Source organism: Brevundimonas sp. (genome assembly GCF_041919755.1).
Classification (GTDB): Bacteria; Pseudomonadota; Alphaproteobacteria; order Caulobacterales; family Caulobacteraceae; genus Brevundimonas.
The window spans coordinates 148,461-173,266 of sequence record NZ_JAYRTD010000005.1 but is presented as its reverse complement, the minus strand read 5'-3'; the positions used below and the strand labels follow the sequence as shown (position 1 = coordinate 173,266).

The following is a 24,806-nucleotide window of genomic DNA, read 5'->3' as shown; positions in this document are numbered from 1 at the left end:
CTTTCATGAGCCGACTATGACTGAGACGACCCTCAGCCCGCAGATGGAGGTCTCCCCCCGGCGTCCGTCTGCAGACCGCCTGACCCCTCTGCTATTCGCCTTGGCTATCTTCACCTCGGCGGCCTTGGTGTTTGGCGTTCAGCCGATGGTGACCAAGCTCGTCCTGCCCATGCTGGGTGGTTCGCCGTCGGTGTGGAATACAGCGATGGTCTTCTTCCAGACCGCACTTCTGATTGGCTATGGCTATGCGCACCTGCTGCAGCGCATCGGCTCGATCCGGACTCAGGTCGGGGTCCATCTGGTACTGCTGGTGCTGGCGGCACTATTCCTGCCACTCCGGATCAGTGGCTGGCTGGGCGATCCCGATCCTTCCGCTCCGATCGGCTGGTTGCTGGTCACTCTGACTGTGTCGGTCGGTGCTCCGTTCGCGGTGTTGTCGGCGACAGCGCCGCTGCTGCAAGCCTGGTATGCGCGTGTGAGGTTTGAGCATGCGGATGGCCAAAACCCCTATGTGCTGTATGCCGCGTCGAACCTGGGCAGCTTTCTGGCCCTGCTGTCCTATCCGGTTCTGATCGAGCCCCTGGCAACTTTGTCGGGGCAGCGTCTGGGGTGGAGCTTGGGCTACGGCCTGTTCATCCTGATGGTCCTGGCCCTGACCGCGGTAGTCTGGACCCGACGGCTTGATCACTCTCACGAGCCGGCACCCCTCGCCCAAGGTGTGCCGATCCCATGGAAAGAGAAGATCAGGTTCGTGCTTCTGGCTGCGGCCCCATCAAGCTTGATGCTGGGGGTTACGGCGCATCTGTCGACTGACGTGGCGTCCGCTCCCTTCCTTTGGGTCGTTCCACTGTCGCTATACCTGCTCACTTTCGTCTTAGCATTCCAGGCGCGGCCCTGGATTCCGCTGCCGGTGACCATGGTCTTGTCCGCTGCCTTGGGTGCCATAGGGGTAGTGCTGGTGGCCTTCCGGTCCATCGAGTGGACGCAGGCGTTCACCGTCAACATCCTTGCCTTCTTCTTCCTCACCCTGATGTGCCACCAACTGCTGGCGGCGAGACGGCCTGCGCCAGACCGCTTGACCGAGTTCTATCTACTGATGTCGCTCGGCGGCGTCCTGGGCGGGGCGTTCACCGCCCTGATCGCGCCTCTGCTGTTTGACATGGTCTGGGAATACCCACTGGTGCTGTTGCTCGTCGGCCTGTTCAGACCGTGGGGCAAGGGAGAGCTATCGCCACGTCAGTGGGGAGCCGTGATGATCGCGCTCGTTGCCGCGGCCGCGCCGGTGCTGATCTCCATCGCCCTGAATGCGGACGATTACGCCCGGACGATATTCTACGCCAGATCACCGCTGATGATGCCGCAGTTGACCATCCTTCTGCTGCTCCCGGCCGCCGTATGTGCCTATCTGCTGAGAGACCGGGCCCTGGCGTTCACGGGCATCCTGCTGCTCATGACTCTTTCGGCTCAGTGGGTCGGCCGAGGCCACGATACCAGCTTCTCGGGCCGCAGCTTCTTCGGTGTAGTTCGCATCGCTAACGTGCGGGATGACCGGATGGGTGGGGACGTCCATGTTCTGACGCATGGCACGACCTATCACGGAGCTCAGTCGCGAAATCCGCTATTCGCTTGCGAGCCTCGCATGTACTACGCACGGACGACGCCGATCGGGCAATCAGCCCTGATGGTTGGGCGACGCGGGCCGGCGAATATCGGCGTCGTCGGTCTGGGGACGGGGGCCATGGCGGCCTACAAGCGCGCCGAAGACCGCATGACCTTCTTCGAGATCGATCCGATGGTCGACCGTCTGGCGCGGGATCCGGAATGGTTCACCTACATCTCGGACTGCGCCCAGGGACCGGTACGCACGGTTCTGGGCGACGCGCGACTGACGCTGGCGAAAGAGCCTGTCGGCAGCTACGACCTGCTAGTGATCGACGCCTTTTCTTCGGACGCCGTGCCGACGCATTTGCTGACGGTCGAAGCGATCGAGGGCTATCTGAAACAGGTAAAGTCTGACGGCGTGGTGGTCCTGCACCTCTCGAACCGCAATCTGGATATTACTCTCCCCGCCATCGCTGCCGCCCAAGCTTTGGGACGGCCCAAGCTGCATCAGATTACTTATCAGGGGCCTGACACGCCCGATCTTGCCGAAGCCTCCACCGAGGTGTTGATCCTGTCGCCAACTGAGCAGGGCCTGGCGGATTTCCGTCTCGACCCGCGCTGGATCGATCCTGCTGATACCGACGTCGCGGCTTGGACGGATGACTACGTCAATCTGTTCGGCGCGATGCAGCGGCGATATTTCCCACCGCAGCCTCAGACCTAGGCGCGAACGGGCAGTTCGATGGTGGCCAGAGCCTGCGCCGCCAAGCCTTCACCGCGTCCCGTAAAGCCCATTGCTTCGGTCGTGGTCGCCTTGACGCTGACGGCATCCAGCGGAAGCGCCAGCAGTTCGGCCAGGCGCTCGCGCATGGCCTGACGATGCGGCTTCACCTTGGGTCGTTCGCAGATCAGGGTCACATCGACATTGACCAGCCGTCCGCCCCGCGCGGACAGGCGCTCGACCGCATGGATCAGAAACAGGTCGGACGACGCCCCCTTCCACTGGGCGTCGGTCGGCGGAAAGTGATCGCCGATGTCGCCATCGCCCATGGCCCCCAGAATGGCGTCTGTCAGGGCATGCAGCCCGGCGTCCGCGTCGGAATGGCCGATCAGGGTCTGATCGTGAGGAATCTCGACGCCGCACAGCCACACCGTTTCACCCGGCCCCCAGCGATGGGCGTCAAAGCCCTGGCCGACACGGATCTGACGGGGGACGTAGGCCTCGGCCATGGCGAAATCCTCTGGATAGGTGAGCTTCATCAGGCGGGCGTCGCCCGCAACAATCCGGACCCGGCCGCCCGTGCGCTGCACAACGGTGGCCTCGTCGGTAGCGACTTCCCCGGTGGGCCAGGCGGCATAGGCCGAGGTGATGGTGGCATATCGGAACGCCTGCGGGGTCTGGGCTCGCCATAGGCCTTCGCGTCCGACCTCGCCGGCGACCAGATCTTCGGCCCCGCGCCGCAGGCTGTCGGCGACGGGCAGGGCGGGGAGCCCCCCGTCGGCATGTTCGAGGGCCGCCAGCACACGCGCCACAACGTCGCGATCCAGCAATGGACGGGCGGCGTCGTGGATCAGCACGGGACGTTCGGCCGGCCCGCCCAAGGTCATAAGGCCATTCTGCACAGACTCCGCCCGAGTCGCTCCGCCCATCGCGGTGCGCCAGCCGCTCAGGCCCGCAAGCGCCGCTTGGGCTTCGGGCTCGGCAGCGCCCGCCACCACCACGACCACGTCCTCCGCCCCGGCGTTCAGCAGGACCTCGACCGACCAGCGGATCACCGGCTGCCCCCCCAGGTCCCGCCACTGCTTGGCCCCGCCGGCACGGCTGCCGGAGCCGGCGGCCACGACGATGGCGGCAAAGGCGGGGAGGGGGGATGTCATCCCGGCCTTCTAATCGCCGCGCTCATGCTTGACGAGGGGGGCTGACCGCGCAGTAAGGGGCCACATGGCCACAGGCATACAGATTGGCGACGTTTGGGTGCCCGGACGGGTGCTGACCGCGCCCATGACCGGGATCACGGACCTGCCGTTCCGCGTCCTGGCTTCGAGGCTCGGTGCTGCCTATGTGGCGACCGAAATGGTGGCGGCGGCCGAACTGGCGCGGGCTCGGCCCGATGTGGTGCGACGCGCAGCGGTCGGCGACGGCCTGCCCTTGACCGTGATCCAGCTGGTCGGACGCGATCCTGAAGCGATGGCCCAGGGGGCGCGCATGGCCGAACAGGCCGGCGCCGACATCATCGACCTGAACTTCGGCTGTCCGGCCAAGGAAGTCACGGGCTCGGCCTGTGGTTCGGCCCTGATGCGGACACCCGATCTGGCCGCACAGCTGATGCAAGCGGCAGTGCAGGCCACGTCGCGGCCCGTGACGGTCAAGATGCGTCTGGGATGGGACGACGCCAGCCGCAATGCCCCCGACATCGCGCGCCGGGCCGAAGACCTGGGCGTCAAGGCCATTACCGTTCACGGACGCACCCGCCAGCAGTTCTATACCGGCCGAGCGGACTGGCAGGCAGTGGGCGAGGTCAAGGCGGCGGTTGGCCTTCCGGTGATCGTCAACGGCGACATCCTGACGGCGGATGACGCGCGTGAGGCGCTGAAGCAATCGGGAGCCGACGCCCTGATGCTGGGCCGCGGCGTGTACGGGCGGCCCTGGCTTGCGGCGCATCTGGAGCGGGCGCTGGCGGACGGCACCGTCCTGATCGAGCCGGATCGCGCCGAACGCACCGCCATCGTCATCGAGCATCTGCGAGCCTCTGTCGCCTTCTATGGCTTGCCGCTGGGGCTGAAGATGTTCCGCAAACATCTGGGCTGGTATGTCGAACAGGCCCCTTGGCCCGCCGATCCGCTGGAGCGCCGCGCGGCCAAGGCGCGTCTCTGCCGCCTCGACAGCCCGGACGATGTCGAGCAGGCGATTACGCAGCTGTGGTCACCAGTGACGCTTTCCAGTCACTCGCCTGTTGATCTAGAGCCACAGTTGGTAGACGCTGGAGGCCTATGACGGATACGCCCACCGCGACCCATCCCGATCAGACGTCCTCGCCGAGCGGTGTGGGGCGCTGGTTTTCCGGCTGGTCCGAAGAGCGTCGCCGCAATCTGTTCCTGATCACCTTCGGTCTATCGTTCCTGATCACGGCGGCGGCCATCTGGCTGGTCGCCGAGGCTCCAGGCACCAGTGGTGATGGCGCCCGCGATCTCGCGAGCCGGGCGGTGCTGTGGATACTGTCGGTCAATCTGGTGCTGATCCTGGCGCTGGCGGCTTTCGTTGGCAGACGCGCGATCGGTCTTTTCCGCCGACGAAGCGATGCCGGTGCTCGCCTGCACCTCCGGTTCGTGGCCCTGTTTTCGCTGGTCGCGCTGGTGCCCTCGATCCTGATCGCCCTGGTGTTCGGCCTGCTAGTCAACCGCGGCGTGGACCAGTGGTTCAGCCAGAACGTTCAGTCAGCGGTTCAGAACGGGGCGGTCATCGGCCGTGCCTACACCGATGACGTGGCCAATGAGATGGACGGTGACATCCTTGTGGTCGCCGAACAGCTGAACAGCGTGCGCCCCCTGTTCGACAACAGGGTGCAGTTTTCCGATGCCCTGACACAGGTCGGCCAACTGTTCGGTTATCCTGCGGTCTATATTCTCGGTGCCGATGGTCAGGTGCTGGCCAGTGGCGAGACGCCGGGGGCCCCGCCTTATGTGGCCCCCTCCATGCAGGCGCTGGAAGAAGCATCGCTGCAAGGGGCGGCTCCGGCCCAAGAGGTGACAGAGGGGCCTGATGCGGTTCGGTCCGTGATGACCTTGCCGGCTTACGGTGACGCTTTTCTCTACATGGTGCGGCCCTTGAAGCCGGGCCTGCTGGCCCAGATGCGCAACAGCGAGGAATCGATCCTGGCCTATCGAGAGGCCCAGGCCAGCCGCGAGCGCATCCAGGCCTCCTTCGCCCTCAGCTACATCGAAACCGCCCTTCTTGTTCTTGTTGGCGCGGTGTGGCTCGGCATGTCGGCGGCCAGTTCGATCTCAGGCCCCATCGGACGCCTGGTCGAGGCGGCGGACAAGGTGGCGGGCGGCGATCTGACCGCGCGCGTGGACGGTAACGACGGACCCGGCGAAATCCGCACCCTGTCAGCCTCCTTCAACCGCATGACCGACGATCTGGCCGCCCAGCAATCCGCTCTTCGGGCTGCCAGCGAGGAGGCCACGGGTCGCAGCCGGTTCATCGAGACTGTCCTGTCCGGCGTGTCGGCGGGCGTGATCGGACTGGACCGCCTGCGACGGGTTTCGGCCATCAACGACAGCGCCATCGAACTTCTGGCCATCCGTGAGGCCGAGATCATCGGACGACCGCTGGGGGAGGTGTCGCCCGAACTCAGCGAACTGGCGGCGCGCGCCGAAGCCCACATCGAGGAAGAGATCGATGTGACTCTGGAGGGCGAAACCCGGCGCCTGCGCGTCCGCATCGAGGGCGGACTGGGTGGGGAGATGGTTTTGACCTTCGACGACATCACGCGCCTCGTCACGGCCCAGCGGAACGCCGCCTGGCGCGACGTGGCCCGCCGTATCGCCCACGAGATCAAGAACCCGCTGACGCCGATCCAGCTGTCGGCCGAACGGCTGCGTCGCCGCTATCGCAAACAGGTCGAGGACGACGTCGAGGTTTTCGACCGCTGCACCGAAACCATCATCCGTCAGGTCGGCGACATCGGCCGGATGGTCGACGAATTCTCGGCCTTCGCCCGCATGCCTGCCCCGCGCTTCACCTCTGCCGATCCAGCGGAACTGCTGCGCGAGGCGGTCTTCGCTCAGCGTGTGGCCGTCGCCGACATCGACATCCAGATGGCCGAGCCCCTGCCCAAGGTCACGATCCACGCCGATCGTCCGATGATCGGTCAGGCGCTTGCCAATATCTTGAAGAATGCGGGGGAGGCGGTGGCTCTGCGCCGCGAGACAGACCCCAGGGGCGGCGACAGCGACAGTCCCGGCATCCTCGCCCGCCTGCTGGTCGAGGACGACATGGCCACCTTCGTCATCGAGGACGACGGCCCCGGCCTGCCTGCCAAGGACCGCGACCGCCTTACCGAGCCCTATGTCACAACGCGCGAGAAGGGCACGGGCCTCGGCCTCGCCATCGTCAAACGCATCTGCGAGGAGCACGGCGGCGAGCTGAAGCTGGCCGACGCCGAGACGCTGGGCGGGGCTAAAATCTGCCTGATCTTTCCTCTGAAATCCCAACAGCCATCGACCGTTTCGGCCAAGGGGAAGGACGCTCCGGCGTCCCGATCCGCGACCGTTTCGGCCAACGAATAGCGAGGCGATATGCGATCCACGGGAGCCGATATTCTGGTCGTCGACGACGAGGCCGACATCCGCGAACTGGTGTCCGGTCTGCTGGAGGACGAGGGTCACGCCGTGCGCGTGGCCTCAAACTCCGAAGAGGCTCTGGCCGCCATCCGGGCCCGCAAGCCGTCGCTGGCTTTGCTCGACATCTGGATGAAGGGCGGCGGCCTGGACGGGCTGGAGCTGCTGGACGTCATCAAGGAACTGGACCCCGACCTGCCCGTGGTCATGATCTCCGGCCACGGCAATATCGAGACGGCGGTCACGGCCCTGCAGCGCGGGGCCTATGACTTCATCGAAAAGCCGTTCAAGTCCGACCGTCTGGTCGTCGTCGTCCAGCGCGCGCTGGAAACCAGCTCCCTGCGGCGCGAGAACCGACGCCTGAAGGCCCAGGTCAACGAGCCTGCCGGCTTCATCGGCAAGTCCGCAGCGGCCCAAGCCCTGCGCAGCACCATCGCCAAGGTCGCCCCGGCCAACAGCCGCGTCCTGATCTCTGGCCCTCCAGGCTCAGGCAAGGAACTGGTCGCCCGCCAGATCCACAAGGCCAGCGCCCGATCGCGCGGCGAATTCGTGGCCATCGCCGCCGCCGGCATGACGCCCGAACGGCTGGATGTCGAACTGTTCGGGGAGGAGGGCCACGACGGCCGCCCGCGCAAGATCGGCGTCTTCGAACGCGCCCACAACGGCACCCTTTATCTGGACGACGTCGCCGACATGCCGCGCGAGAGCCAGAGCCGCGTCTTGCGCGTCCTGGTCGAACAGCGCTTCCGCCGCGTCGGCGGCGAACAGGACGTCCAGGTCGACATCCGCGTCATCACCTCGACCTCGCGCGACCTCAAGGTCGAGATCGCCGAGGGCCGGTTCCGCGAGGACCTGTTTCATCGCCTGAACGTCGTGCCCATCCGCGTGCCCGCCCTGTCGGAGCGGCGCGAGGATATCGGCGAGCTGATCGACTATTTCATAGACACCCTGTCGGCCTCGCAGGGCCTGCCCAAAAGGCGGCTGGGCGATGACGCCATCGCCGTGCTGCAGGTCCACCCCTGGCCGGGCAACGTCCGTCAGCTGCGCAACAACGTCGAGCGGCTGCTGATCCTGGCGACCGGCGATCCGTCCCAGCCGATCAGCGCCGACATGCTGCCGTCCGAGGCGACCAATGCCAACTCCACCGGCACCCTGGGGGCCGAGCGGATCATCGCCCTGCCGCTGCGTGAGGCGCGCGAAGTGTTCGAGCGCGAGTACCTGGCGGCCCAGATCATGCGTTTCGGCGGCAACATCAGCCGTACCGCCGCCTTCATCGGCATGGAGCGCTCGGCCCTGCACAGGAAGCTGAAGTCGCTGGGCGTATCGCCCGCACGCGGCGGCGAGGACGAAGACGAGCCGGTGAGCGAAGCATGAGCCGCGTCGCCTACGTCAACGGCCAGTACCATCCGCACGGCCAGGCCATGGTCCATGTCGAGGATCGCGGCTTTCAGTTCGCCGACGGCGTCTATGAGGTCTGGTCCATCTTCGACGGGCGGATGGCCGATTTCGACGGCCACATGACCCGCCTGCACCGCAGCCTGAACGAGCTGCGGATCGACATTCCGATGAGCCGCGAGGCCCTGACGCGGGTGCTGCACGAGACCATCCGGCGCAACCGCGTCCGGAACGGCATCGTCTATCTGCAGGTCACGCGCGGCACGGCCCGGCGCGACCACCCGTTCCCGGCCGAGGGCACCCCGCCCAGCGTCATCGTCACCTCCCGCTCCATCAGCGCCAGCGAGGCGGAGGCGCAGGCGAAAAAGGGCGTCGCCATCTTGACCCAGCCCGACATCCGCTGGGGCCGCTGCGATATCAAGACCGTGGGCCTTCTGGCCAATGTCCTGGCCAAACAGGCCGCGCGCGAGGCCGGGGCCTATGAGGCCTGGATGGTCGACGAAATGGGTCTGGTCACCGAGGGCTCCTCGACCAATGCCTGGATCGTCGACGAGCACGGCAAGCTGCGGACCCGCGACACCCAGGCCAACATCCTGAAGGGCATCACCCGCACCGCCCTGATGGCCCTGATCCAGCAGGAAAAGCTGGAGCTGGACGAACGCCCCTTCAGCGTGGACGAGGCCAAGCGCGCCCGGGAGGCTTTCTTCACCGCCGCCGGGGCCTTCGTCATGCCGGCGGTGTCCATCGACGGCACCACCATCGGCGACGGCACGCCCGGCCCCATCGCGACCCGCCTGCGCACCCTCTATCTTGAACAGGCCCGCCGCGACGCCATTTAGGGTCGCGCCGCTGTTGCGATGCCGCCTTGGCGGTGCGTAATGTGGCGGGCCGGGCATTCGATCCGGTCCAGCGTCCTCCTCGACGCGGCGGAACAAGCAAGAACAGGACAAACCTGCCATGTCGCAAGACAAATCCAAGAACCTTCAGGACACCTTCCTCAACTCGGTCCGCAAGACCAAGACGCCGCTGACCATCTTCCTGGTCAACGGGGTCAAGCTGCAGGGCATCGTGACCTGGTTCGACAACTTCTGTGTGCTGCTGCGCCGCGATGGCCAGTCGCAACTGGTCTACAAGCACGCCATCTCCACCATCATGCCGTCAGCACCCGTGCAGCTGTACGAGCCTGACGCCGACGAAGACTGATTGACCCAAAAACTCATCGACCACGCCGTCCCGCTGATCCGGGCGATCGTCATCCACCCCGATGGACGCAGCGAAAGCAGTCGCGCGGCGGAGGAACGGCTTGAAGAGGCGGTGGGCCTGGCCCGCGCGCTGGACCTGGACGTGCGCGCCGAAGAGATCGTGCGCCTGCGCAAGGTCACGCCCGCCACCCTGTTCGGCACCGGCAAGGTCGAGGAACTGGCCGCCCTGGTCCGCGCCGCAGAGGCCGAAGCCGTGGTCATCGACGACGACCTGACCCCGGTCCAGCAGCGCAATCTGGAAAAGGCCTGGCACGCCAAGGTCATCGACCGCACCGGGCTGATCCTCGAAATCTTCGGCCGCCGCGCCCGCACCAAGGAGGGCCGCCTTCAGGTCGAGCTGGCCCGGCTGGACTATGAGAAGTCGCGCCTGGTCCGCACCTGGACCCACCTGGAGCGGCAACGCGGCGGCACCGGCAGCACGGGCGGCCCCGGCGAGACCCAGATCGAGCTGGACCGCCGCCTGATCGCCGACCGCATCGTCAAGCTGAAGGTCGAGCTGGACGAGGTGCGCCGCACGCGCGGCCTGCACCGGAAACAGCGCCAGAAGGTGCCGTTCCCGACCATCGCCCTGGTCGGATATACAAATGCCGGCAAGTCGACCCTGTTCAACCGTCTGACGGGGTCAGAGGTCATGGCCAAGGACCTGCTGTTCGCCACCCTGGACACGACCCAGCGCACCATCCGCCTGCCGCAGGGCCGCCCGGCCATCATCGCCGACACCGTCGGCTTCATCTCCGACCTGCCGCACGAACTGGTCGAGAGCTTCCGCGCCACGCTGGAAGAGGTGGGCGAGGCCGACCTGATCCTGCACGTCCGCGACATCGCCTCGGCCGACACGGCGGCCCAGGCCCGCGACGTCGAGGCGGTCCTGAAACAGATCGAACAACCGACGGCCGCCGATGGCACGGTCAGGCCGCGCCGCATTCTGGAGGTCTGGAACAAGACCGACCTGCTGGACCCCGAGGCGCGCGAAGCCATCGAGGGTCAGGCCGCCCGCTCCGGCAACACCGCCGTCGCCGTTTCCGCCTGGAATGGGCAGGGGATCGAGACCCTTCGCCATTCCATCACCGAACTGATCGACGACGACCCTGAAATGGATCTGGTCCTGCAACCCTCCCAGGGCGAGGCCCTGGCCTGGCTGTACGAACACGGCCGCGTCACGGCGCGTGATACGGATGCGGAGGGGCGGACGCATCTGACGGTGCGGCTCGATCCGCAAGCGATGGGGCGGTTCGAGCGACAGTTTCAGGCGGAGGCACCTGCTGAACGCTCGGCCACCGACTACCACCGCTGATAGACAGAGGAACTCCGGAAGGCCACGTGAGTGGCTACGACGAATGTAGGTGTCTTCAACGAATGAAAGCAGGTTCAAAGCTTGGGCTTTGCTAAGTCAGTGCCCTTTCCGGTTCGTCGACTTGCCGATGTGACGCTCAAGCGCCGTCGTCATTTTCGAAAGCGCGCCACTGGCTGCGCCATCCAGTGTCTCGGCCTCGTCGGTGACGGTGATGGGATCGCCTCCGGCAAGACGGGCTTCGACTGCGCACCGCTTGTCGTTGCCGACCTCGCGTTGGGCTGAGTGGTCAGAGAAGTGGAGTTCAACGCGAGTCAGACGGTCGGCAAACCTCGACAGGCGGGAGCGAGCGGTGGCTTTCATGGCGTCGGCGAAGCCGCCGGTGCCGTCGACGGCGTTGGACGTGTTGATCAGAATTTCCATGATGTCTCCGAGTTGATTGCGTTTGGGTTTGGCTCAGCGCGCTTTGCGGGATCTCTCGAGCACAGGCCGCTGACCTTCGGCATCGAATGCACCGGACGGGGCGATCGAGCCATTCGGCGTCGGGTTCATGCCCTCGTTTGGGGTTTGGCCGGGGGCCGGATTGTCGCTGGACTTGGCCTCAGCTTTCAGTTCTGAGGCAAACCTTGAGGGCTCCACCTGGGCTGCCTTTTTGGACGTGTCCGGATCGGACATGGCGACCTCCATTCTGTTTTCGGTACCCCGAACCAACCCGGCTGAACGGTGACGGTTGCCCCGGGAGCTTGTAACCGCGATCAAGCCTGGGTGAGGTCGGCGTGATCGAACAGGTCAAGCTCGACCATTGCTCCACGGCTGATGCGCTTACTCCGATAACGCCGGTTTGATCGGTGAACCGGCCGCATCAGGTTGATCCGGGTTTCGATAGCTTTAGTGTATCCAGCAGCCATCAGGTCCTCCGGACCAGGCCGGCGCCTCCTTGGCGAAACCGGTCAGACGCCCGTCGATAACCTGGCGTCACGACTGTCCACCTTCACCGGAGGCCGCCGTGGCGCGCAAACTGACGATTGATTTCCTGAAGACAGAGGCTGCATCGGGCATGGCGCTGGCGCTGGCCGCCATTGCTGCGGTCGTAGTGGCGAACTCACCGTGGTCCGCAGACTATTTCGCGTGGCTGAAAAGCTACCACCTTCTTCGTGTCGGCCCGCTGCAACTGAACCTGACGATCTCGGACTGGATCAAGGAAGGGCTGATGGCGATCTTCTTCCTCGTGGTGGGGTTGGAGATCAAATACGAAATCATGCGTGGTGAACTCAGTGATCCACGCAAGCTGGCCACACCCGTCTTTGCCGCTATCGGCGGCATGGCAGGACCTGCCGCCGTCTACCTGTTGCTGTCCGGCCTGATCGGCGCACCCCATCAAGGATGGCCTATTCCGCTGGCGACCGACATTGCGTTCGCGCTGGCCATCTTCGCCTTCGTGGGCAAGGGCCTTCCGTCATCGCTCCGCGTGTTTCTGCTGACGCTGGCAATCGTGGATGATCTCGGGGCAATCGCCCTGATCGCCGTACTGTTCAGCGACGGCGCGAATTGGACGCCTCTGTTCGCGACCCTCGGCTTTCTGGTGGCAGGAGGTCTGGTTGCCCACCGCTTCCGCGTCCCCGCCCCCTTCTGGGTCCTGGGCTTTGCGCTGGTCTGGTATCTGACGGTGTTGTCCGGGATCAGCACGTCGCTGACGGCCGTCGCGTTTGCGATGATCGTTCCGATCGCCGCACGCAAGGAGGACCTGCAAAGCCCCCTCAAGGAAGCGATGCACGATCTGCATCCTTGGAATGCCTTCCTGGTCCTTCCACTCTTCGCCTTTGCCAAAGCCGGGGTGTCATTCGCCGGACTGTCCATGGATCAGGCGTTCGCTCCGCTGGTCATCGCGATCGCGCTAGGGCTGTTCGTCGGCAAGCAGATCGGCGTGATGGGGATGGCCTGGCTGGCGTCGGCATTCAAGATCGGTGCGCGGCCGACCGGGGCCAGCTGGATGCAGGTCTACGGGATCTCGATGCTCTGTGGCGTGGGCTTCACCATGAGCCTGTTCATTGGCGTCCTCGCCTTCCCCGGGGCGGTCGATTCGCCTGAGCAGATCGAGGTCAAATTGGGTGTCATCGGCGGTTCGATCCTATCGGCGCTGGGAGCGGCGATCGTGCTAGGGCTGGCCAGCCGTCGGCGCGAGACCGATTCGGTTGCAGCCGATCCTGATGTCGAACCGATCGGTACCGACGGGCGGTCCTGACTCTGGCTCCTGCAGGCCCGGCCCTCGCAAGGAAGATAATCCGCCTTTAGACCTTGCGGACATGAATTACGTCGTCATCCTGCGCTGACGCGACCGTTTCTGACGTACCCGCATGCCAGACTGCGTCCCATGTCGATGAGCACGCAAATCAATCCCGCCGACTACGATGAGGACGGCGGTAACGTCTGGGATCATGCGCGGCGGGAGTATCTGGCGGGCGTGAAGGCGACGCATATCTGTCAGCGGTACGGCATGTCGCTCAGTTCGTTCCGGCTGCATGCGCGGGTCGGGGGCTGGCGGCGGATGGATCAGCCGACCTGTGACGCCCCGCCCGAGCCCGGCGAATACCATCCCGACGACGCCGTCAGCTTCGCCGACCTGGCCCAGGAGGCCTTTCTGAACATCCGCCGCGCCCTGGGCACGGGCCGTGCGTCCGAGGCCTCGACCTGGCTGCGCGTCTACGACCGCCTCGCGGACAAGGCCCGCGCCCACGTCATGGCCGAGCTGCCAGACATCGTGACCCCACAGCTCGAGTCCAACCGCGACCCCCTGACCCTGTTCGCGGCGGAAGACGAAAACACCAACGATCTGAATGCGATGGCCGAAGGCTCAGAGGCTGAACCTCAAGAATTGGACTCCTTGCACCCGGTTTTTCCGGAGTCCAAAGTGTAAGCTGAGCAGACGAGGCTACCCCCGCTCCGCCACCTTGGCCGCGTCCCACAGGGCGTCCATCTCGGCCAGATCGCTCTGCTCCGGCGTCCGTCCATCCTTCGCCAGTTCCGCCTCGATGAAGCCGAAGCGGCGCACGAACTTGGCATTGGCCCCGCGCAGGGCATCCTCGGGCTCGACCCCCAGCTTGCGCGCCAGGTTGGCGACGACGAACAGCAGGTCGCCCATCTCCTCGCGCGCCTTGTCCAGGTCGCCGGCGGCGATCTCGGCCCGCAGTTCGGCGACCTCCTCGTCCAGCTTGTCGAAGACCTCGTCGGTCGAGGGCCAATCGAAGCCGACGCGGGCCGCCCGCTTGGTCAGTTTGGCCGCGCGGGCCAGGGCGGGCAGGCCGACCGGCACGTCATCCAGCACCCCATGCTGCGCCTTCGCCAACCGCTCGGCCGCCTTGATGTCCTCCCACCGCGCCTTCTGGGCCACCCCGTCCGCCTTGGCTGCCTCATCGCCGAAGACATGCGGATGGCGCCGCTCCAGCTTGTCGGCCATGGCGTTGGCGACGTCGTCGAAGACGAACAGCCCCTGTTCCTCGGCCATCCGGGCGTGGAAGACCACCTGGAACAGCAAGTCGCCCAGCTCGCTCCTCAGGTCGTCATAGGCCCCGCGCTCGATGGCGTCGGCGACCTCATAAGCCTCCTCGATCGTATAGGGGGCGATGGTGGCAAACGTCTGCTCCACGTCCCACGGACAGCCGCCAACGGGGGCCCTCAGCCGGGCCATGATGGCGTTCAGGCGGTCGATGGGGGTGCTCATCCCTGGGCCTTCGCGTCCAGAGCCGCCCGGATCTCGGCGTGGCGCGCCTGATCCAGCGGATAGCGATGGAGGGCCACCGCCGCCAGCAGCAGGCAAAGCGCGGGCAGGCCGGCGAACATGATCTGCAGCCACATCAGGGCCGGGCCAGAGTTCTGACCGCCCAGACCGGGATCGAACCCGGCCATCTGCAGGCCCGCAAACGTCAGGACCGACACAGCATAGCCCAGCTTCGACGTTGCCGTCAGAATGGAGAACAGCAGGCCGGTCCGGTCCGCCCCGTCATCCAGCCGCACCTGATCGCTGACGTCCGCCATCATGGCCCGGAGCAGCAGGTCGCCCGAGGCGAAAGCCAGCCCCACCAGCGCCACCATCGCCCCGGCCATCAGCAGGTCGGTATAGGGGGCCGGATTGCCGGTCATGCCCTCCAGCGCGGACCGTGCCGGCTCGACCAGCACAGGGGCCAGGAAGGCCGCGAACATCAGGGTGACGGCGAAATAGACGCAGGCCCAGATCAGCGCCTTGTGCTTGCCCAGCCGTACCGCCAGCCAGCTCCACGCCGGGGCTCCGAACAGGCCGAAGACGAAATAGACCAGCAGCAGGATCGAGGTCTCCGCCCGCTCGAACCCCCGCGCCGCCTCGAAGAAGTAGAAGAACAGCGCCCCGACCACGCCCCGCGCGATGCCCAGTGCCAGGTCCGCCGCCAGCAGCCGCTGGATCACCGGCCGCTTGAACAGGGCCAGATAGCCGAACCGCGTCTCGGCGGCGGTCGCAGGTCCAGGCGGCGGCTCGGGCGTGAAGGCAAAGGTGATGGCCAGCGAGACGGGCAGGGTGACGATGATGAACCACCCCTGCCATTGCACCGCCCGCGCATAGTCGCCCCAGCCCATGTTCTGGACGAGCACAGGCACGAGCAGGACCGCCAGCACGCCGATGATGTTCGCCGTCTGCCACCAGCCATAGATGCGCGAGCGCTGGTTGTAGTCGCTCGACAGGGCCGAGGCCCAGCTGACCTGCGACAGCAGGCTGACCGAAAAGCCCAGCGAAAGCACCACCAGCCAGATGGTCAGATAGGCCGGTCCCGCTCCGGGCCGCGCCATGAACAGCATCCCCACCGCCAGCATCAGCACCGGCGCCGCCAGCCCCATCCACAGGCGATAGCGGCCAAAGCGGCTATGGGTTCGGTCGATGACCATGCCCAACGCCGGATCGACGACGATGTCGGCCATTCGGATGATCAGAAAGATCAACCCGACCACGGCCAGATCTACGCCTATATGGCTGGCGTAGAACTCCGGCAGAGTCACATAGACCGGCAGGCCCAGCGCCGCATAGGGCAGGCAGGCAGCGGAGAAGGCGGCCAGAACGCCATTGCTGCGACGCGGCGCGGCGGCTGTGGCGGCAGGGGAGACGACGGTGGCGTCGGTCATGGACGGGTCCATCTGGAAAGCCGGTGAATCGGCCTGTCGCACCATGCCGCCTTTGCGGGCAGGGCGCGAGACGGGCGGTGACGCTTTCGTCACCGGCGGCGCGGAAATGGCCTTGCCGCCGCCACAGGCCTGGAGTCAGCATGCCTGCCATGTGGACTCGTCTCGTGCCCGGCCTTCTGGCTGCCCTTTGTCTGATCTTTGCGGCCCAACCGGTCGCAGCCCAGGCGCGCGATCAGGCCGAGGCCTGCGAGGCGACCTCTCCCGACTGGGACGGCGCGGCCTTCGCCAACTTCATCTCGGTCAACTCGCTGGAGTGGACCCCCTTCAACCAGATGGAGTGGGGGTGGCAGACCTATGTGCCCCTGATCCAGCAGGAGATCGGCACCCGCTGCGACGTCGGCACCGTTCGCTTTGCCCAGGCCCTGGCCCGATTTCAATCGCAGCGCGGCCTGATCGCCAACGGCATCTTCGACGACGCCATCTTTCAGGTCTTCAAGGGCGTCTGGCAGGAGCGTCGCCCCTTCATCATGGCGCGGGTGAGGGGAGAGCCGTGCCCGGCCCCGCCGCCCCTGTCGGAACTCGGCTATCTGGTCGAGGAGGAGGAGCATGCCGACCGCCTGACCCGGCTGCTGCGCCGCGACGTGCTGGTCGCCTATCGCCGGATGGTCCAGGCCGCGCGGCGCGAGGTGCCCGAGGTCGCGGCCAATCCCGAACTGCTGCAGATCTTCTCCGGCTTCCGCGATCCGGAGGCTGACGCCGCCCGCTGCGCGGCCCAGGGCAATTGCGATGGCCTGAGACGCGCGGTCTGCTCGGCCCATCGCACCGGCACGGCGGTCGACCTCTATGTCGGTCAGGCTCCGGGTCTGGGCGTCGACAATACCAGTCCGGCCAGCCGCCAGCATATGAGCCAGACCCAGACCTATATGTGGCTGGTCCGCAATGCCCGCCGCTTCGGCTTCGTGCCCTACGCCTTCGAGCCCTGGCATTGGGAATGGATCGGCCCGACCGGCGAAAGCGGCGCGCCATGATCCGTGGCCTGACAGCAGAGGAACAGCGGCTGGCGCGGGACGCGCTGGGCGATGCGGTCGATCTGGAGAGGGTGCGGTTCTTCCCGACGCCCTGGCCATTCGATCGCGCCTTCGTGCCCGGCCGATGGTTTGGCCGCGACTGGATCGCCTGGCCGGCGCGGCAACTCCCCCGCGACTTCGCCAAAGCCCCGCTGAGGCTTCAGGCCGTGCTGGTCCATGAACTCGTCCACGTCTGGCAAGCCCAGACAGGGGTCAACCTTCTGGTGGCCAAGCTGAATGCCGGGGACGGCGCGGCATCCTATCGGTACGCGGTCAGCGACGACTGTAGTTGGGACGTCCTGAATATCGAACAGCAGGCCATGGTCGTCGAGCATCGCTTTCGGCTGTCACGCGGGGAACGAACACCGGCAGATCAGGCTTTCTACCAACGCGTCTGCCCATTGCCTCACCGCATGGCTTGAAATCCAAAAGGGCAGGGTTATATCCGCTACTGATGCGGTTGCGGATTGGCGCGCCGTCCAAGCGGAGAGCGAAATGCCCAAGGTTCTGGTCCTTTATCATTCCACCTATGGCCATCTGGAAACCATGGCCGAAGCGGTCGCCGAGGGTGCGCGATCGGTTGAAGGGGCCACGGTCGACATCAAGCGGGTCGCCGAGACGGTGCCGGACGAGCTGGCCAAATCGAGCGGCTACAAGCTGGATCAGTCGGCGCCCATCGCCAAGGTCGAGGATCTGGCCGATTATGACGCCATCATCGTCGGGGCCGGCACACGCTTCGGCACGGTTGCCTCGCAGATGCGCAACTTCTGGGACCAGTCGGGTGGGCTGTGGTTCCAGGGCAAGCTGGTGGGCAAGGTCGGCGGCGTCTTCACCGCCACGGCGACCCAGCACGGCGGGCAGGAAACGACCCTGATCGGCATGATCCAGACGCTGATGCACCACGGCATTCTGGTGGCCGGTCTGCCCTATTCCTTCCAGGGTCAGATGCGGAACGACGAGATCACGGGCGGCTCACCTTATGGGGCCACGACTATCACCAATGGCGACGGCTCGCGCCTGCCCAGCAAGAACGAACTGGACGGTGCCCGCTACCAGGGCCGCCACATCGCCGAGGTGGCCAAGAAGCTGTTCGGCTAAAGACGCCGCATGCCGCCGCCAGACGTACTGGCGGCGGCGATCCGGTCAGCGGCGGCGCTTGCCGCGCAGATTGTCGATCGCCCATTCGCCCGGTCCGGCGAAGATCAGATAGAAAAAGACGAAGCAGTAGAGCGCTGCCAACTCGCCCTGATTGACGATGGGGTAGGGGCTCTGGGGCGCATGGACCATCCAGTAGGCCACAGCCATGAAGCCAGACAGGAGGAAGGCCGTCCCGCGCGTGAACAGGCCCAGGATGATCAGTATGCCCCCGACCAGTTCGATCGGTCCGGACCATCCGGCGAGGGTCGATAAGTCGATGCCGCCGCCCTGACCGCCCGGCGGAAAATGCAGGATTTTCTGCGTCCCATGTTGAAGCAGAAGCAGACCCGCGACGACACGGAAAAGGCTAAGCGCACGAGGTGCCCAAGCTGTTAAATTAGTAGTGTTCATTACCGGTCCGCCCACATCAGAGTTATAGCAAGTTAGTTTTACAATACCGCAACTCATGAAACTTAATTGGTTAGGCTCTGTCAATATAGCCTATCAGACACATGTTCGCTCAATGTATTGCACTATTTGGATTGCCGCATCTTTCGCAGAAGTAACCGCCGTGTCGATCACGATTTCTGGTGCGATCGGGACCTCGTAAGGGCTATCGATACCCGTGAAATGCTTAAGTTCTCCAGCGCGCGCCTTCTTGTAGAGCCCCTTGGCGTCACGTTTTTCAGCGACGGCAAGCGGCGTCGAAATATAAACTTCGACGAACTCGTTATCCTCTAACAACTGCCGTGCCGTGTCTCTCTCGGCACGGAAAGGAGAAATAAAGCTGGCAATAACGATCAATCCGGCATCGATCATTAGACGGGATACTTCTGCAACCCGTCGAATGTTTTCGACGCGATCCTCATCCTTGAAACCCAGATCGCGGTTCAACCCAAGTCGGACGTTATCTCCATCAAGGAGATAGGTATGGCGGCCCAATTTATGCAAATCCTGCTCAACCAGATTAGCAATCGTCGACTTTCCTGCTCCTGACAATCCGGTCAGCCACACCACGCGACCTTTCTGATTTTTGATTGCGGCACGCGCATGTTTGTCGATAGCGACCGGCTGCGTGGATATACTGTGAGAACGGCGCAGATCGAAGTTGATCAAGCCGCAAGCCACTGTCTCATTGGATAAGCGGTCTATCAGTATGAATCCGCCAAGCGCTGGGTTTTCCTTGTAAGACTCGAAAGCGACTGGACTGCTCAAAGAAATATTGGCAACGCCTACCTCATTCAGCTTCAACCTCTTCGCGGCATTATGCTGCAATGTGTTTACATCCAGCCTGTATTTAAGTTGAGATATGGCAGCATCCACGACGCGCGTGCCAATCTTCATGAGATATCGGCGTCCAGGTAACATGGCCTCATTGCTCAGCCATATCACGGTACAGTCGAACTGGTCGGCCAGGACAGCGGGATGATCGCGACTGCTGAGCACATCTCCCCGCGAGACATCTATATTTTCGGTCAGCGTTACAGTGATAGATTGGCCTGTGGTGGCTTCATTCAGATCTCTGTCAGCCGTAACGATGCGATCGACCCTCGCGCTGATACCGGAGGGCAAAGCCACTACTTCATCACCCGGCCTGATAGAACCGGCGGCCACTACGCCCGCATACCCCCGAAAATCCTGGTTAGGTCGGTTGATCCACTGAACCGGCAGCCGAAAGGGGGCGGAGGAAGCGGATGCGCGTACGTCAAGGCTTTCGAGCAGACACATCAATGTCGGCCCCTCATACCAAGACAAATCGCTACCTCTGGAAACAAGGTTGTGACCTGAGATGGCCGCTATGGGCACGCAGTGGATTGATGTCGATTTTAGATCCACGCTGAAAGCTGTGAATTCGGCAGCAATTCGATCAAAAACGCTCGATGACCAACTGACCAGATCCATCTTGTTGACAGCAAGAATGAGATGACGAACGCCGAGCAATGAGGCCAGATAGGCGTGTCTGCGTGTCTGAGTCAGAAGCCCCTTGCGAGCATCGACCAGAACGATCGCGGCATCGGCTGTAGATGCTCCCGTCACCATGTTTCGGGTGTATTGCTCGTGCCCGGGGGTATCAGCGACGATGAATTTCCGGTTCCGGGTCGAGAAATAACGATACGCTACGTCGATCGTAATGCCTTGCTCTCTCTCGCTAGCAAGGCCATCGACTAGCAGTGCGTAGTCGACTTCATTTCCAGTAGTGCCGTATCGCTGACTATCGGTTCCCAGCGTGATCAGATGATCGCTATGAATCACATTTGCATCGTAGAAGAGACGGCCAATCAAGGTGGACTTGCCATCGTCGACCGAGCCGCACGTTATGAATCGCAGTATTGATTGGTCGTCAGGGTTGCCGACCGTTCTATCTCGTTCAGCCGACATCAGAAATAACCCTGTCGCTTCTTCATCTCCATCGAAGCCGCAGCATCGTGGTCGATAAGCCGGCCCTGGCGTTCAGATGTTTTTGCCTCCGCCATTTCCAGGATGATGGATTCGACATTCGAGGCACGGCTCAAGATCGCTCCGCTCAAGGGATAGCAGCCCAGAGTTCTGAAGCGGACTGACCGCATAATCGGGATTTCGCCAAGATTGAGACGAAAGCGATCATCGTCGACCATTATCAACGCACCATTCCGCTCGACTACCGGTCTCTCTGCCGCGAAATATAAAGGAACGACCGAAATTGCTTCCCATTTTACGTATTCCCAGACGTCCATCTCCGTCCAGTTCGACAACGGAAAGACCCGGAGACTTTCGCCTGCTCGCTTCCTAGTATTAAACAGGGACCAGAGTTCGGGCCTCTGATGACGCGGATCCCATTGGTGATCCTCACCGCGAAACGAGCAAATACGCTCTTTGGCGCGAGACGCTTCTTCATCGCGTCTTGCTCCGCCAAAGGCTGCGTCGAAGCCGTAGTGGGTGAGCGCCTGCTTCAATCCCTCCGTCTTCCACATGGCGGTGTGGCGGTCCGCGCCGTGGTCAAAGGGATTGATACCGAGGTCGCTAGCTTCCTGGTGAGTGAAAACTATCAGTTCGACGTCCGGTTGCGAAGCAAGACGAGCACGCTCTGAATACATGGCCCGGAACTTCCAGGTTGTGTCCACATGAAGAAGCGGGAACGGAAGCGGCGAAGGAAAGAAGGCCTTTCTGGCCAGATGCAACATGACTGCAGAGTCTTTCCCCATGGAATAGAGCATCACCGGTTTACGAGTTTCAGCGACAATCTCGCGAAATATCTGGATGCTCTGATCCTCCAACTCCCGCAGATGTTTCGGCGCGGCTGGAGATTTCATGGAGCGCTTCTTTAATCGGGATGGACCTAGTCGCCACAGAAGATGGTGACTGGATGGAGCTTGAGGTTCACAGCCACTGGCTAATGAAACTTTTCAAGGCACACAATCCGATGAACGCATCTTCACGCATCTAGAAAAAGATCGCGTTGTGAACGCGCTTCACACGGCACGCGAAACTGACTTTCGTCTAACTGATGGCGTGGCGCGTCCAGACCGTAACGTTTGACGGCGGCACGGAACCGGGTCGCGATCAGGTCGGCGACGGGACCGGTGCCCTTCATCCGGGTGTTCCAGTCGGGATCGTAGTCGCGGCCACCGCGCGTCTGGCGAATCAGGGACATGACACGGGCGGCCCGATCGGGGCGGGCGTCGGCCAGCCATTCGCGGAACAGGTCCTTGATCTCCAAGGGCAGGCGCAGGGCGACATACATGGCGGTCGTGGCCCCGGCCTTGGCGGCAGCCTCCAGCACGGCTTCCAGTTCATGGTCATTCAGGCCGGGGATGACGGGGGCGAAGCCGACACCGACCGGAACCCCGGCCTCAGCCAGGCGCGATATGGCCTCCAGCCGCTTGGCAGGGGTGGAGGCACGCGGCTCCATGGCACGGGCGAGGCCGCGATCCAGTGTGGTGATTGAAACGAACGCCGAAGCCAGGCCGTCCCGACCCATCGGACCCAGGATGTCGGCGTCCCGCGCAATCAGCACCGATTTTGTGATGATGCTGAACGGATGGCGGAATCGCTGCAGCACCTCCAGTACGCCACGCGTGGACTTCAGCTCGCGCTCGACCGGCTGATAGGGGTCGGTGTTGCCGCCTATATGGATGCGTTTGCAGACGTAGCGGGGGCGGGTGAACTCCTGCTCCAGCAAACGCGCCGCTTCGGGTTTCCAGAACAGTCGGCTCTCGAAATCCAGGCCCGGGGATAGGCCCATGTAGGCATGGGACGGACGGGCGTAGCAGTAGATGCAGCCATGTTCGCAGCCCTTGTAGGGATTGATGGACCGGTCGAAACCGATGTCCGGACTGGTGTTTCTGGCGATGATTGTTCGGGCGTGCTCGGGCGTTAGGATGGTGCGCAGGGGCACCGCCTCGGCATCCTGATCGGTCCAGCCGTCATCGAAGGCCTGGACGGTTTCCGGTTCGAACCGCCCGGTCGCATTCGACCGCGCCCCTCGTCCCTTTGCCGCCTCTGCCATGGAGAGAAGTTAGCAGAGCGGCGGAACAAAACAAGAACAATAATGGGCGCCGGAATTTAGCGAAGACATCGTCGGGGGTTCAGCATCTTGGCCCTCAAGCAGCGGATCGCCGCACGATCTGCGATAGGGCGACAAAGATGGTGCGGATGAGAGGACTCGAACCTCCACGCCTTGCGGCGCTGGAACCTAAATCCAGTGCGTCTACCAGTTCCGCCACATCCGCATAGGTTCTGGAGACAGCCTCTAGGCGATGCCGCGCAAAAGCGAAAGGCCCGGGATCGCTCCCGGGCCTTTGCTTCATCGATTGGACTGAAGAGATCAGTCCTTCTGGTTGTCGACACCTTCGCCGAGAGCGGCGGCCGGAGAGGTCATTGTGGTCTCCTCGGTGATATCGATGCCCTTGGCCAGCTTGGAGTTCCAGTAGCCGTAGGCGATGTAGACCACGGCCCCGACGACCGCGTAGATGCCCAGGATGGTCAGGGGCAGCGGGTTGTCATTCAGGGCGTGCTGAACCATCGGGATGAAGTTCAGACCGGCCAGGGCCGCGCAGGCCATGATGCCCAGGACGGCGGTGAAGATGCCGCCCGGAACCTTGAACGGCCGCTCCATCTCGGGGTGACGGATGCGCAGCATGATCACCGACAGACAGACGATGGCGAACGCGCTGGCCGTGCCCAGCGATACGAGGTCGCCAAGGATGGAGATCGGCAGGAAGGACGCCGCGATCGCGATCACGATGCCCAGCAGGATGGTGCCGATCCAGGGGGTGCGGAACTTAGGATGGATCACGGCGAAGGCCTTGGGCAGCAGGCCGTCACGCGCCATGGTGTAGAAGACGCGCGTCTGGCCGTAGCACAGAACCAGCATGACCGAAGACAGGCCGGTGATGGCACCGATCTTGATCAGGAAGCTGATGGCGTTCAGCGGGCTGCCGTCCGGGGTGGTGATCGGCAGGTCGGCCCACTCGAGGCCCATGCGGTCGATGGCGACGGCGATCGGCGCGGGCGAGGCCAGCTCCAGGTAGGGGACGACGCCGGTCATGACGGCCGCGACGGCCATGTAGATCAGCGTACAGACCACCAGGGCGCCCAGGATGCCCACAGGCACATCCTTGGACGGGTTCTTGGCCTCGGCCGCAGCGGTCGAAACCGCCTCGAAGCCGACATAGGCAAAGAAGATGATCGACGCCCCGCGGAAGATGCCGCCGACGCCGAACTGATCCCAAGTGCCGCCCTCGGGCGTGGCCGGGATGAAGGGATCCCAGTTGGCGGGGTTGATGTACTGCACGCCCACCAGGATGAAGGTCAGCAGGACGATGATCTTGATGACCACGATGGCGTTGTTGATGTTGGCCGATTCCGACACACCCAGCACCAGCAGGCTGCAGACCGCGGCGATGCCGATGGCGGCGACCAGGTTGAAGGTGCCCGTCATCGGGAAGCTGGAGCCGCCTTCGCCCGTCACATACTGGACCAGGGGCGTGGCCCACTGAGGCCCCTCGCCACCGGCGTACTGTATCGTTGGGAACAGCGTATCGCTGATACCGAAGTCAGTCAGGATGGATACGACATAGCCGGACCAGCCGACGGCCACGGTCGAGGCCGCGACGCCGTATTCGAGCACGAGTAGCCAGCCCATGATCCAGGCGAAGACCTCGCCCATTGTGCCATAGGCATAGGTATAGGCCGAGCCGGACACTGGCATGGTCGAGGCCAGTTCGGCGTAGCACAGGCCCGCCAGCGCGCAGGCGATGCCGGCCAGCACGAAGGAGAACATGATCGCTGGACCGGCATGGGCCGAGGCCACCTGTCCGGTCAGAACGAAGATGCCGGCGCCGATGATGGCACCGATGCCCAGGCTCATGAGGTTGATAGGGCCCAGCGTCCGTTTCAGCTCGCTCTTGGCGGCTTCTTTTTGGATCTGGCTAATGGATTTTCTGAGGAACAGGCGGTTCCCCTTTGGCCGAAGCCCTTCTGCGGACATAGAGTCTCGCCCCCTGATACTACGGCGAACCCTCCCCGGGCCACCTCCAATGGCGCGGACGCTAGCGGTGCAAGACCGCGCTGGCAACGCGGTTTAGG

23 protein-coding genes and 1 tRNA gene are annotated in these 24,806 nt (G+C 64.0%); 12 read left to right on the top strand and 12 right to left on the bottom strand.

Features of this window, described 5'->3' with window-relative positions; genetic code table 11:
- Positions 1-16: 16 nt before the first annotated feature.
- On the top strand, positions 17-2,326 hold the full coding sequence (locus tag ACE3TH_RS08650) for a spermidine synthase (RefSeq protein ID WP_374599241.1): 2,310 nt from the start codon (positions 17-19) through the stop codon (positions 2,324-2,326).
- Here ACE3TH_RS08650 and ACE3TH_RS08645 read toward each other — a convergent pair.
- Positions 2,323-3,480, bottom strand: a complete 1,158-nt coding sequence (locus ACE3TH_RS08645) for a bifunctional 2-C-methyl-D-erythritol 4-phosphate cytidylyltransferase/2-C-methyl-D-erythritol 2,4-cyclodiphosphate synthase (RefSeq protein ID WP_374599239.1) — start codon at positions 3,478-3,480, stop codon at positions 2,323-2,325. The two genes, ACE3TH_RS08650 and ACE3TH_RS08645, sit on opposite strands and share 4 nt — an antisense overlap.
- A 64-nt stretch (positions 3,481-3,544) precedes the next feature.
- Here ACE3TH_RS08645 and dusB point away from each other — a divergent pair, with 64 nt between their 5' ends.
- From dusB to hflX, 6 genes are all read left to right on the top strand, one after another.
- Entirely contained in the window at positions 3,545-4,597 is a 1,053-nt protein-coding gene (gene dusB / locus ACE3TH_RS08640; RefSeq protein ID WP_374599237.1) for a tRNA dihydrouridine synthase DusB, read from the top strand.
- Positions 4,594-6,891, top strand: coding sequence for an ATP-binding protein (locus ACE3TH_RS08635; RefSeq protein ID WP_374599236.1), 2,298 nt, complete (start codon positions 4,594-4,596; stop codon positions 6,889-6,891). Before dusB ends, ACE3TH_RS08635 begins: the two co-directional genes overlap by 4 nt.
- Before the next feature lie 9 nt (positions 6,892-6,900).
- The gene (locus ACE3TH_RS08630) at positions 6,901-8,316 is read left to right on the top strand and encodes a sigma-54-dependent transcriptional regulator (protein WP_374599234.1); all 1,416 of its coding nucleotides are present in this window, start codon (positions 6,901-6,903) and stop codon (positions 8,314-8,316) included.
- The gene (locus tag ACE3TH_RS08625; protein WP_374599232.1) at positions 8,313-9,176 is read left to right on the top strand and encodes a D-amino-acid transaminase; all 864 of its coding nucleotides are present in this window, start codon (positions 8,313-8,315) and stop codon (positions 9,174-9,176) included. Before ACE3TH_RS08630 ends, ACE3TH_RS08625 begins: the two co-directional genes overlap by 4 nt.
- 118 nt (positions 9,177-9,294) lie before the next feature.
- The gene (hfq, locus tag ACE3TH_RS08620) at positions 9,295-9,540 is read left to right on the top strand and encodes an RNA chaperone Hfq (protein ID WP_168048505.1); all 246 of its coding nucleotides are present in this window, start codon (positions 9,295-9,297) and stop codon (positions 9,538-9,540) included.
- Positions 9,541-10,893 (top strand): GTPase HflX, encoded by a 1,353-nt coding sequence (gene hflX / locus ACE3TH_RS08615; RefSeq protein ID WP_374599230.1) that lies wholly within the window; start codon positions 9,541-9,543, stop codon positions 10,891-10,893.
- Positions 10,894-10,989: 96 nt separating this feature from the next.
- Here hflX and ACE3TH_RS08610 read toward each other — a convergent pair whose 3' ends face one another.
- The 3 genes from ACE3TH_RS08610 to ACE3TH_RS08600 form a co-directional block, all read right to left on the bottom strand.
- A complete protein-coding gene (locus ACE3TH_RS08610) occupies positions 10,990-11,313 on the bottom strand; it encodes an HPF/RaiA family ribosome-associated protein (protein ID WP_374599228.1) in 324 nt (107 codons plus the stop codon).
- A 33-nt stretch (positions 11,314-11,346) separates the two neighbouring features.
- Positions 11,347-11,565: a hypothetical protein gene (locus tag ACE3TH_RS08605; protein ID WP_374599226.1), complete on the bottom strand. Its 219-nt coding sequence runs from the start codon at positions 11,563-11,565 to the stop codon at positions 11,347-11,349.
- Between the two features lie 80 nt (positions 11,566-11,645).
- Positions 11,646-11,798, bottom strand: a complete 153-nt coding sequence (locus ACE3TH_RS08600) for a hypothetical protein (RefSeq protein ID WP_374599224.1) — start codon at positions 11,796-11,798, stop codon at positions 11,646-11,648.
- Positions 11,799-11,896: 98 nt separating this feature from the next.
- Between ACE3TH_RS08600 and nhaA the strand changes: the two genes are divergently transcribed.
- Positions 11,897-13,132: a Na+/H+ antiporter NhaA gene (gene nhaA, locus ACE3TH_RS08595; RefSeq protein ID WP_374599222.1), complete on the top strand. Its 1,236-nt coding sequence runs from the start codon at positions 11,897-11,899 to the stop codon at positions 13,130-13,132.
- Positions 13,133-13,267: 135 nt separating this feature from the next.
- Positions 13,268-13,804, top strand: a complete 537-nt coding sequence (locus ACE3TH_RS08590; protein WP_374599220.1) for a hypothetical protein — start codon at positions 13,268-13,270, stop codon at positions 13,802-13,804.
- 15 nt (positions 13,805-13,819) lie between these two features.
- Here the strand turns inward: ACE3TH_RS08590 and mazG are convergent, their stop codons facing one another.
- The gene (gene mazG / locus ACE3TH_RS08585) at positions 13,820-14,608 is read right to left on the bottom strand and encodes a nucleoside triphosphate pyrophosphohydrolase (protein ID WP_374599218.1); all 789 of its coding nucleotides are present in this window, start codon (positions 14,606-14,608) and stop codon (positions 13,820-13,822) included.
- A complete protein-coding gene (locus tag ACE3TH_RS08580; RefSeq protein ID WP_374599216.1) occupies positions 14,605-16,035 on the bottom strand; it encodes an MFS transporter in 1,431 nt (476 codons plus the stop codon). The genes mazG and ACE3TH_RS08580 overlap by 4 nt, the downstream gene beginning before the upstream one ends.
- Before the next feature lie 149 nt (positions 16,036-16,184).
- On the opposite strand from ACE3TH_RS08580, the gene ACE3TH_RS08575 reads away from it, so the two are divergent.
- The 3 genes from ACE3TH_RS08575 to wrbA all read left to right on the top strand — a co-directional run bounded on the left by ACE3TH_RS08575 (position 16,185) and on the right by wrbA (position 18,200).
- Entirely contained in the window at positions 16,185-17,063 is an 879-nt protein-coding gene (locus ACE3TH_RS08575) for a D-alanyl-D-alanine carboxypeptidase family protein (RefSeq protein WP_374599214.1), read from the top strand.
- Positions 17,060-17,524, top strand: coding sequence for a hypothetical protein (locus ACE3TH_RS08570; RefSeq protein WP_374599212.1), 465 nt, complete (start codon positions 17,060-17,062; stop codon positions 17,522-17,524). The genes ACE3TH_RS08575 and ACE3TH_RS08570 overlap by 4 nt, the downstream gene beginning before the upstream one ends.
- Positions 17,525-17,597: 73 nt before the next feature.
- Entirely contained in the window at positions 17,598-18,200 is a 603-nt protein-coding gene (gene wrbA, locus ACE3TH_RS08565) for an NAD(P)H:quinone oxidoreductase (protein WP_374599210.1), read from the top strand.
- A 45-nt stretch (positions 18,201-18,245) separates the two neighbouring features.
- Here the strand turns inward: wrbA and ACE3TH_RS08560 are convergent, their stop codons facing one another.
- The 6 genes from ACE3TH_RS08560 to ACE3TH_RS08535 form a co-directional block, all read right to left on the bottom strand.
- Positions 18,246-18,650 carry a DoxX family protein gene (locus ACE3TH_RS08560; RefSeq protein WP_374599208.1) on the bottom strand — a complete coding sequence of 135 codons (405 nt, stop codon included), beginning with the start codon at positions 18,648-18,650 and terminating at the stop codon, positions 18,246-18,248.
- 93 nt (positions 18,651-18,743) lie between these two features.
- Positions 18,744-20,618, bottom strand: a complete 1,875-nt coding sequence (gene cysN / locus ACE3TH_RS08555) for a sulfate adenylyltransferase subunit CysN (protein ID WP_374599206.1) — start codon at positions 20,616-20,618, stop codon at positions 18,744-18,746.
- The gene (cysD, locus tag ACE3TH_RS08550; protein WP_374599204.1) at positions 20,618-21,529 is read right to left on the bottom strand and encodes a sulfate adenylyltransferase subunit CysD; all 912 of its coding nucleotides are present in this window, start codon (positions 21,527-21,529) and stop codon (positions 20,618-20,620) included. Before cysD ends, cysN begins: the two co-directional genes overlap by 1 nt.
- Before the next feature lie 122 nt (positions 21,530-21,651).
- Entirely contained in the window at positions 21,652-22,725 is a 1,074-nt protein-coding gene (locus tag ACE3TH_RS08545; protein ID WP_374599202.1) for a PA0069 family radical SAM protein, read from the bottom strand.
- A 138-nt stretch (positions 22,726-22,863) separates the two neighbouring features.
- A tRNA-Leu gene (locus ACE3TH_RS08540) sits at positions 22,864-22,948 on the bottom strand.
- Between the two features lie 95 nt (positions 22,949-23,043).
- Positions 23,044-24,708 carry an amino acid permease gene (locus ACE3TH_RS08535; RefSeq protein WP_374599200.1) on the bottom strand — a complete coding sequence of 555 codons (1,665 nt, stop codon included), beginning with the start codon at positions 24,706-24,708 and terminating at the stop codon, positions 23,044-23,046.
- Positions 24,709-24,806: the final 98 nt, after the last annotated feature.

Coding starts and splice junctions, on each gene's coding strand:
- ACE3TH_RS08600 (WP_374599224.1), bottom strand. CDS start 11,798: ATGGCTGCTGGATACACTAAAGCTATCGAAACCCGGATCAACCTGATG.
- ACE3TH_RS08605 (WP_374599226.1), bottom strand. CDS start 11,565: ATGTCCGATCCGGACACGTCCAAAAAGGCAGCCCAGGTGGAGCCCTCA.
- ACE3TH_RS08630 (WP_374599234.1), top strand. CDS start 6,901: ATGCGATCCACGGGAGCCGATATTCTGGTCGTCGACGACGAGGCCGAC.
- hfq (WP_168048505.1), top strand. CDS start 9,295: ATGTCGCAAGACAAATCCAAGAACCTTCAGGACACCTTCCTCAACTCG.
- ACE3TH_RS08580 (WP_374599216.1), bottom strand. CDS start 16,035: ATGACCGACGCCACCGTCGTCTCCCCTGCCGCCACAGCCGCCGCGCCG.
- cysD (WP_374599204.1), bottom strand. CDS start 21,529: ATGAAATCTCCAGCCGCGCCGAAACATCTGCGGGAGTTGGAGGATCAG.
- ACE3TH_RS08560 (WP_374599208.1), bottom strand. CDS start 18,650: ATGAACACTACTAATTTAACAGCTTGGGCACCTCGTGCGCTTAGCCTT.
- dusB (WP_374599237.1), top strand. CDS start 3,545: ATGGCCACAGGCATACAGATTGGCGACGTTTGGGTGCCCGGACGGGTG.
- ACE3TH_RS08625 (WP_374599232.1), top strand. CDS start 8,313: ATGAGCCGCGTCGCCTACGTCAACGGCCAGTACCATCCGCACGGCCAG.
- wrbA (WP_374599210.1), top strand. CDS start 17,598: ATGCCCAAGGTTCTGGTCCTTTATCATTCCACCTATGGCCATCTGGAA.
- ACE3TH_RS08650 (WP_374599241.1), top strand. CDS start 17: ATGACTGAGACGACCCTCAGCCCGCAGATGGAGGTCTCCCCCCGGCGT.
- ACE3TH_RS08545 (WP_374599202.1), bottom strand. CDS start 22,725: ATGGCAGAGGCGGCAAAGGGACGAGGGGCGCGGTCGAATGCGACCGGG.
- cysN (WP_374599206.1), bottom strand. CDS start 20,618: ATGTCGGCTGAACGAGATAGAACGGTCGGCAACCCTGACGACCAATCA.
- ACE3TH_RS08610 (WP_374599228.1), bottom strand. CDS start 11,313: ATGGAAATTCTGATCAACACGTCCAACGCCGTCGACGGCACCGGCGGC.
- ACE3TH_RS08635 (WP_374599236.1), top strand. CDS start 4,594: ATGACGGATACGCCCACCGCGACCCATCCCGATCAGACGTCCTCGCCG.
- mazG (WP_374599218.1), bottom strand. CDS start 14,608: ATGAGCACCCCCATCGACCGCCTGAACGCCATCATGGCCCGGCTGAGG.
- ACE3TH_RS08645 (WP_374599239.1), bottom strand. CDS start 3,480: ATGACATCCCCCCTCCCCGCCTTTGCCGCCATCGTCGTGGCCGCCGGC.
- ACE3TH_RS08575 (WP_374599214.1), top strand. CDS start 16,185: ATGTGGACTCGTCTCGTGCCCGGCCTTCTGGCTGCCCTTTGTCTGATC.
- ACE3TH_RS08590 (WP_374599220.1), top strand. CDS start 13,268: ATGAGCACGCAAATCAATCCCGCCGACTACGATGAGGACGGCGGTAAC.
- ACE3TH_RS08570 (WP_374599212.1), top strand. CDS start 17,060: ATGATCCGTGGCCTGACAGCAGAGGAACAGCGGCTGGCGCGGGACGCG.
- ACE3TH_RS08535 (WP_374599200.1), bottom strand. CDS start 24,708: ATGTCCGCAGAAGGGCTTCGGCCAAAGGGGAACCGCCTGTTCCTCAGA.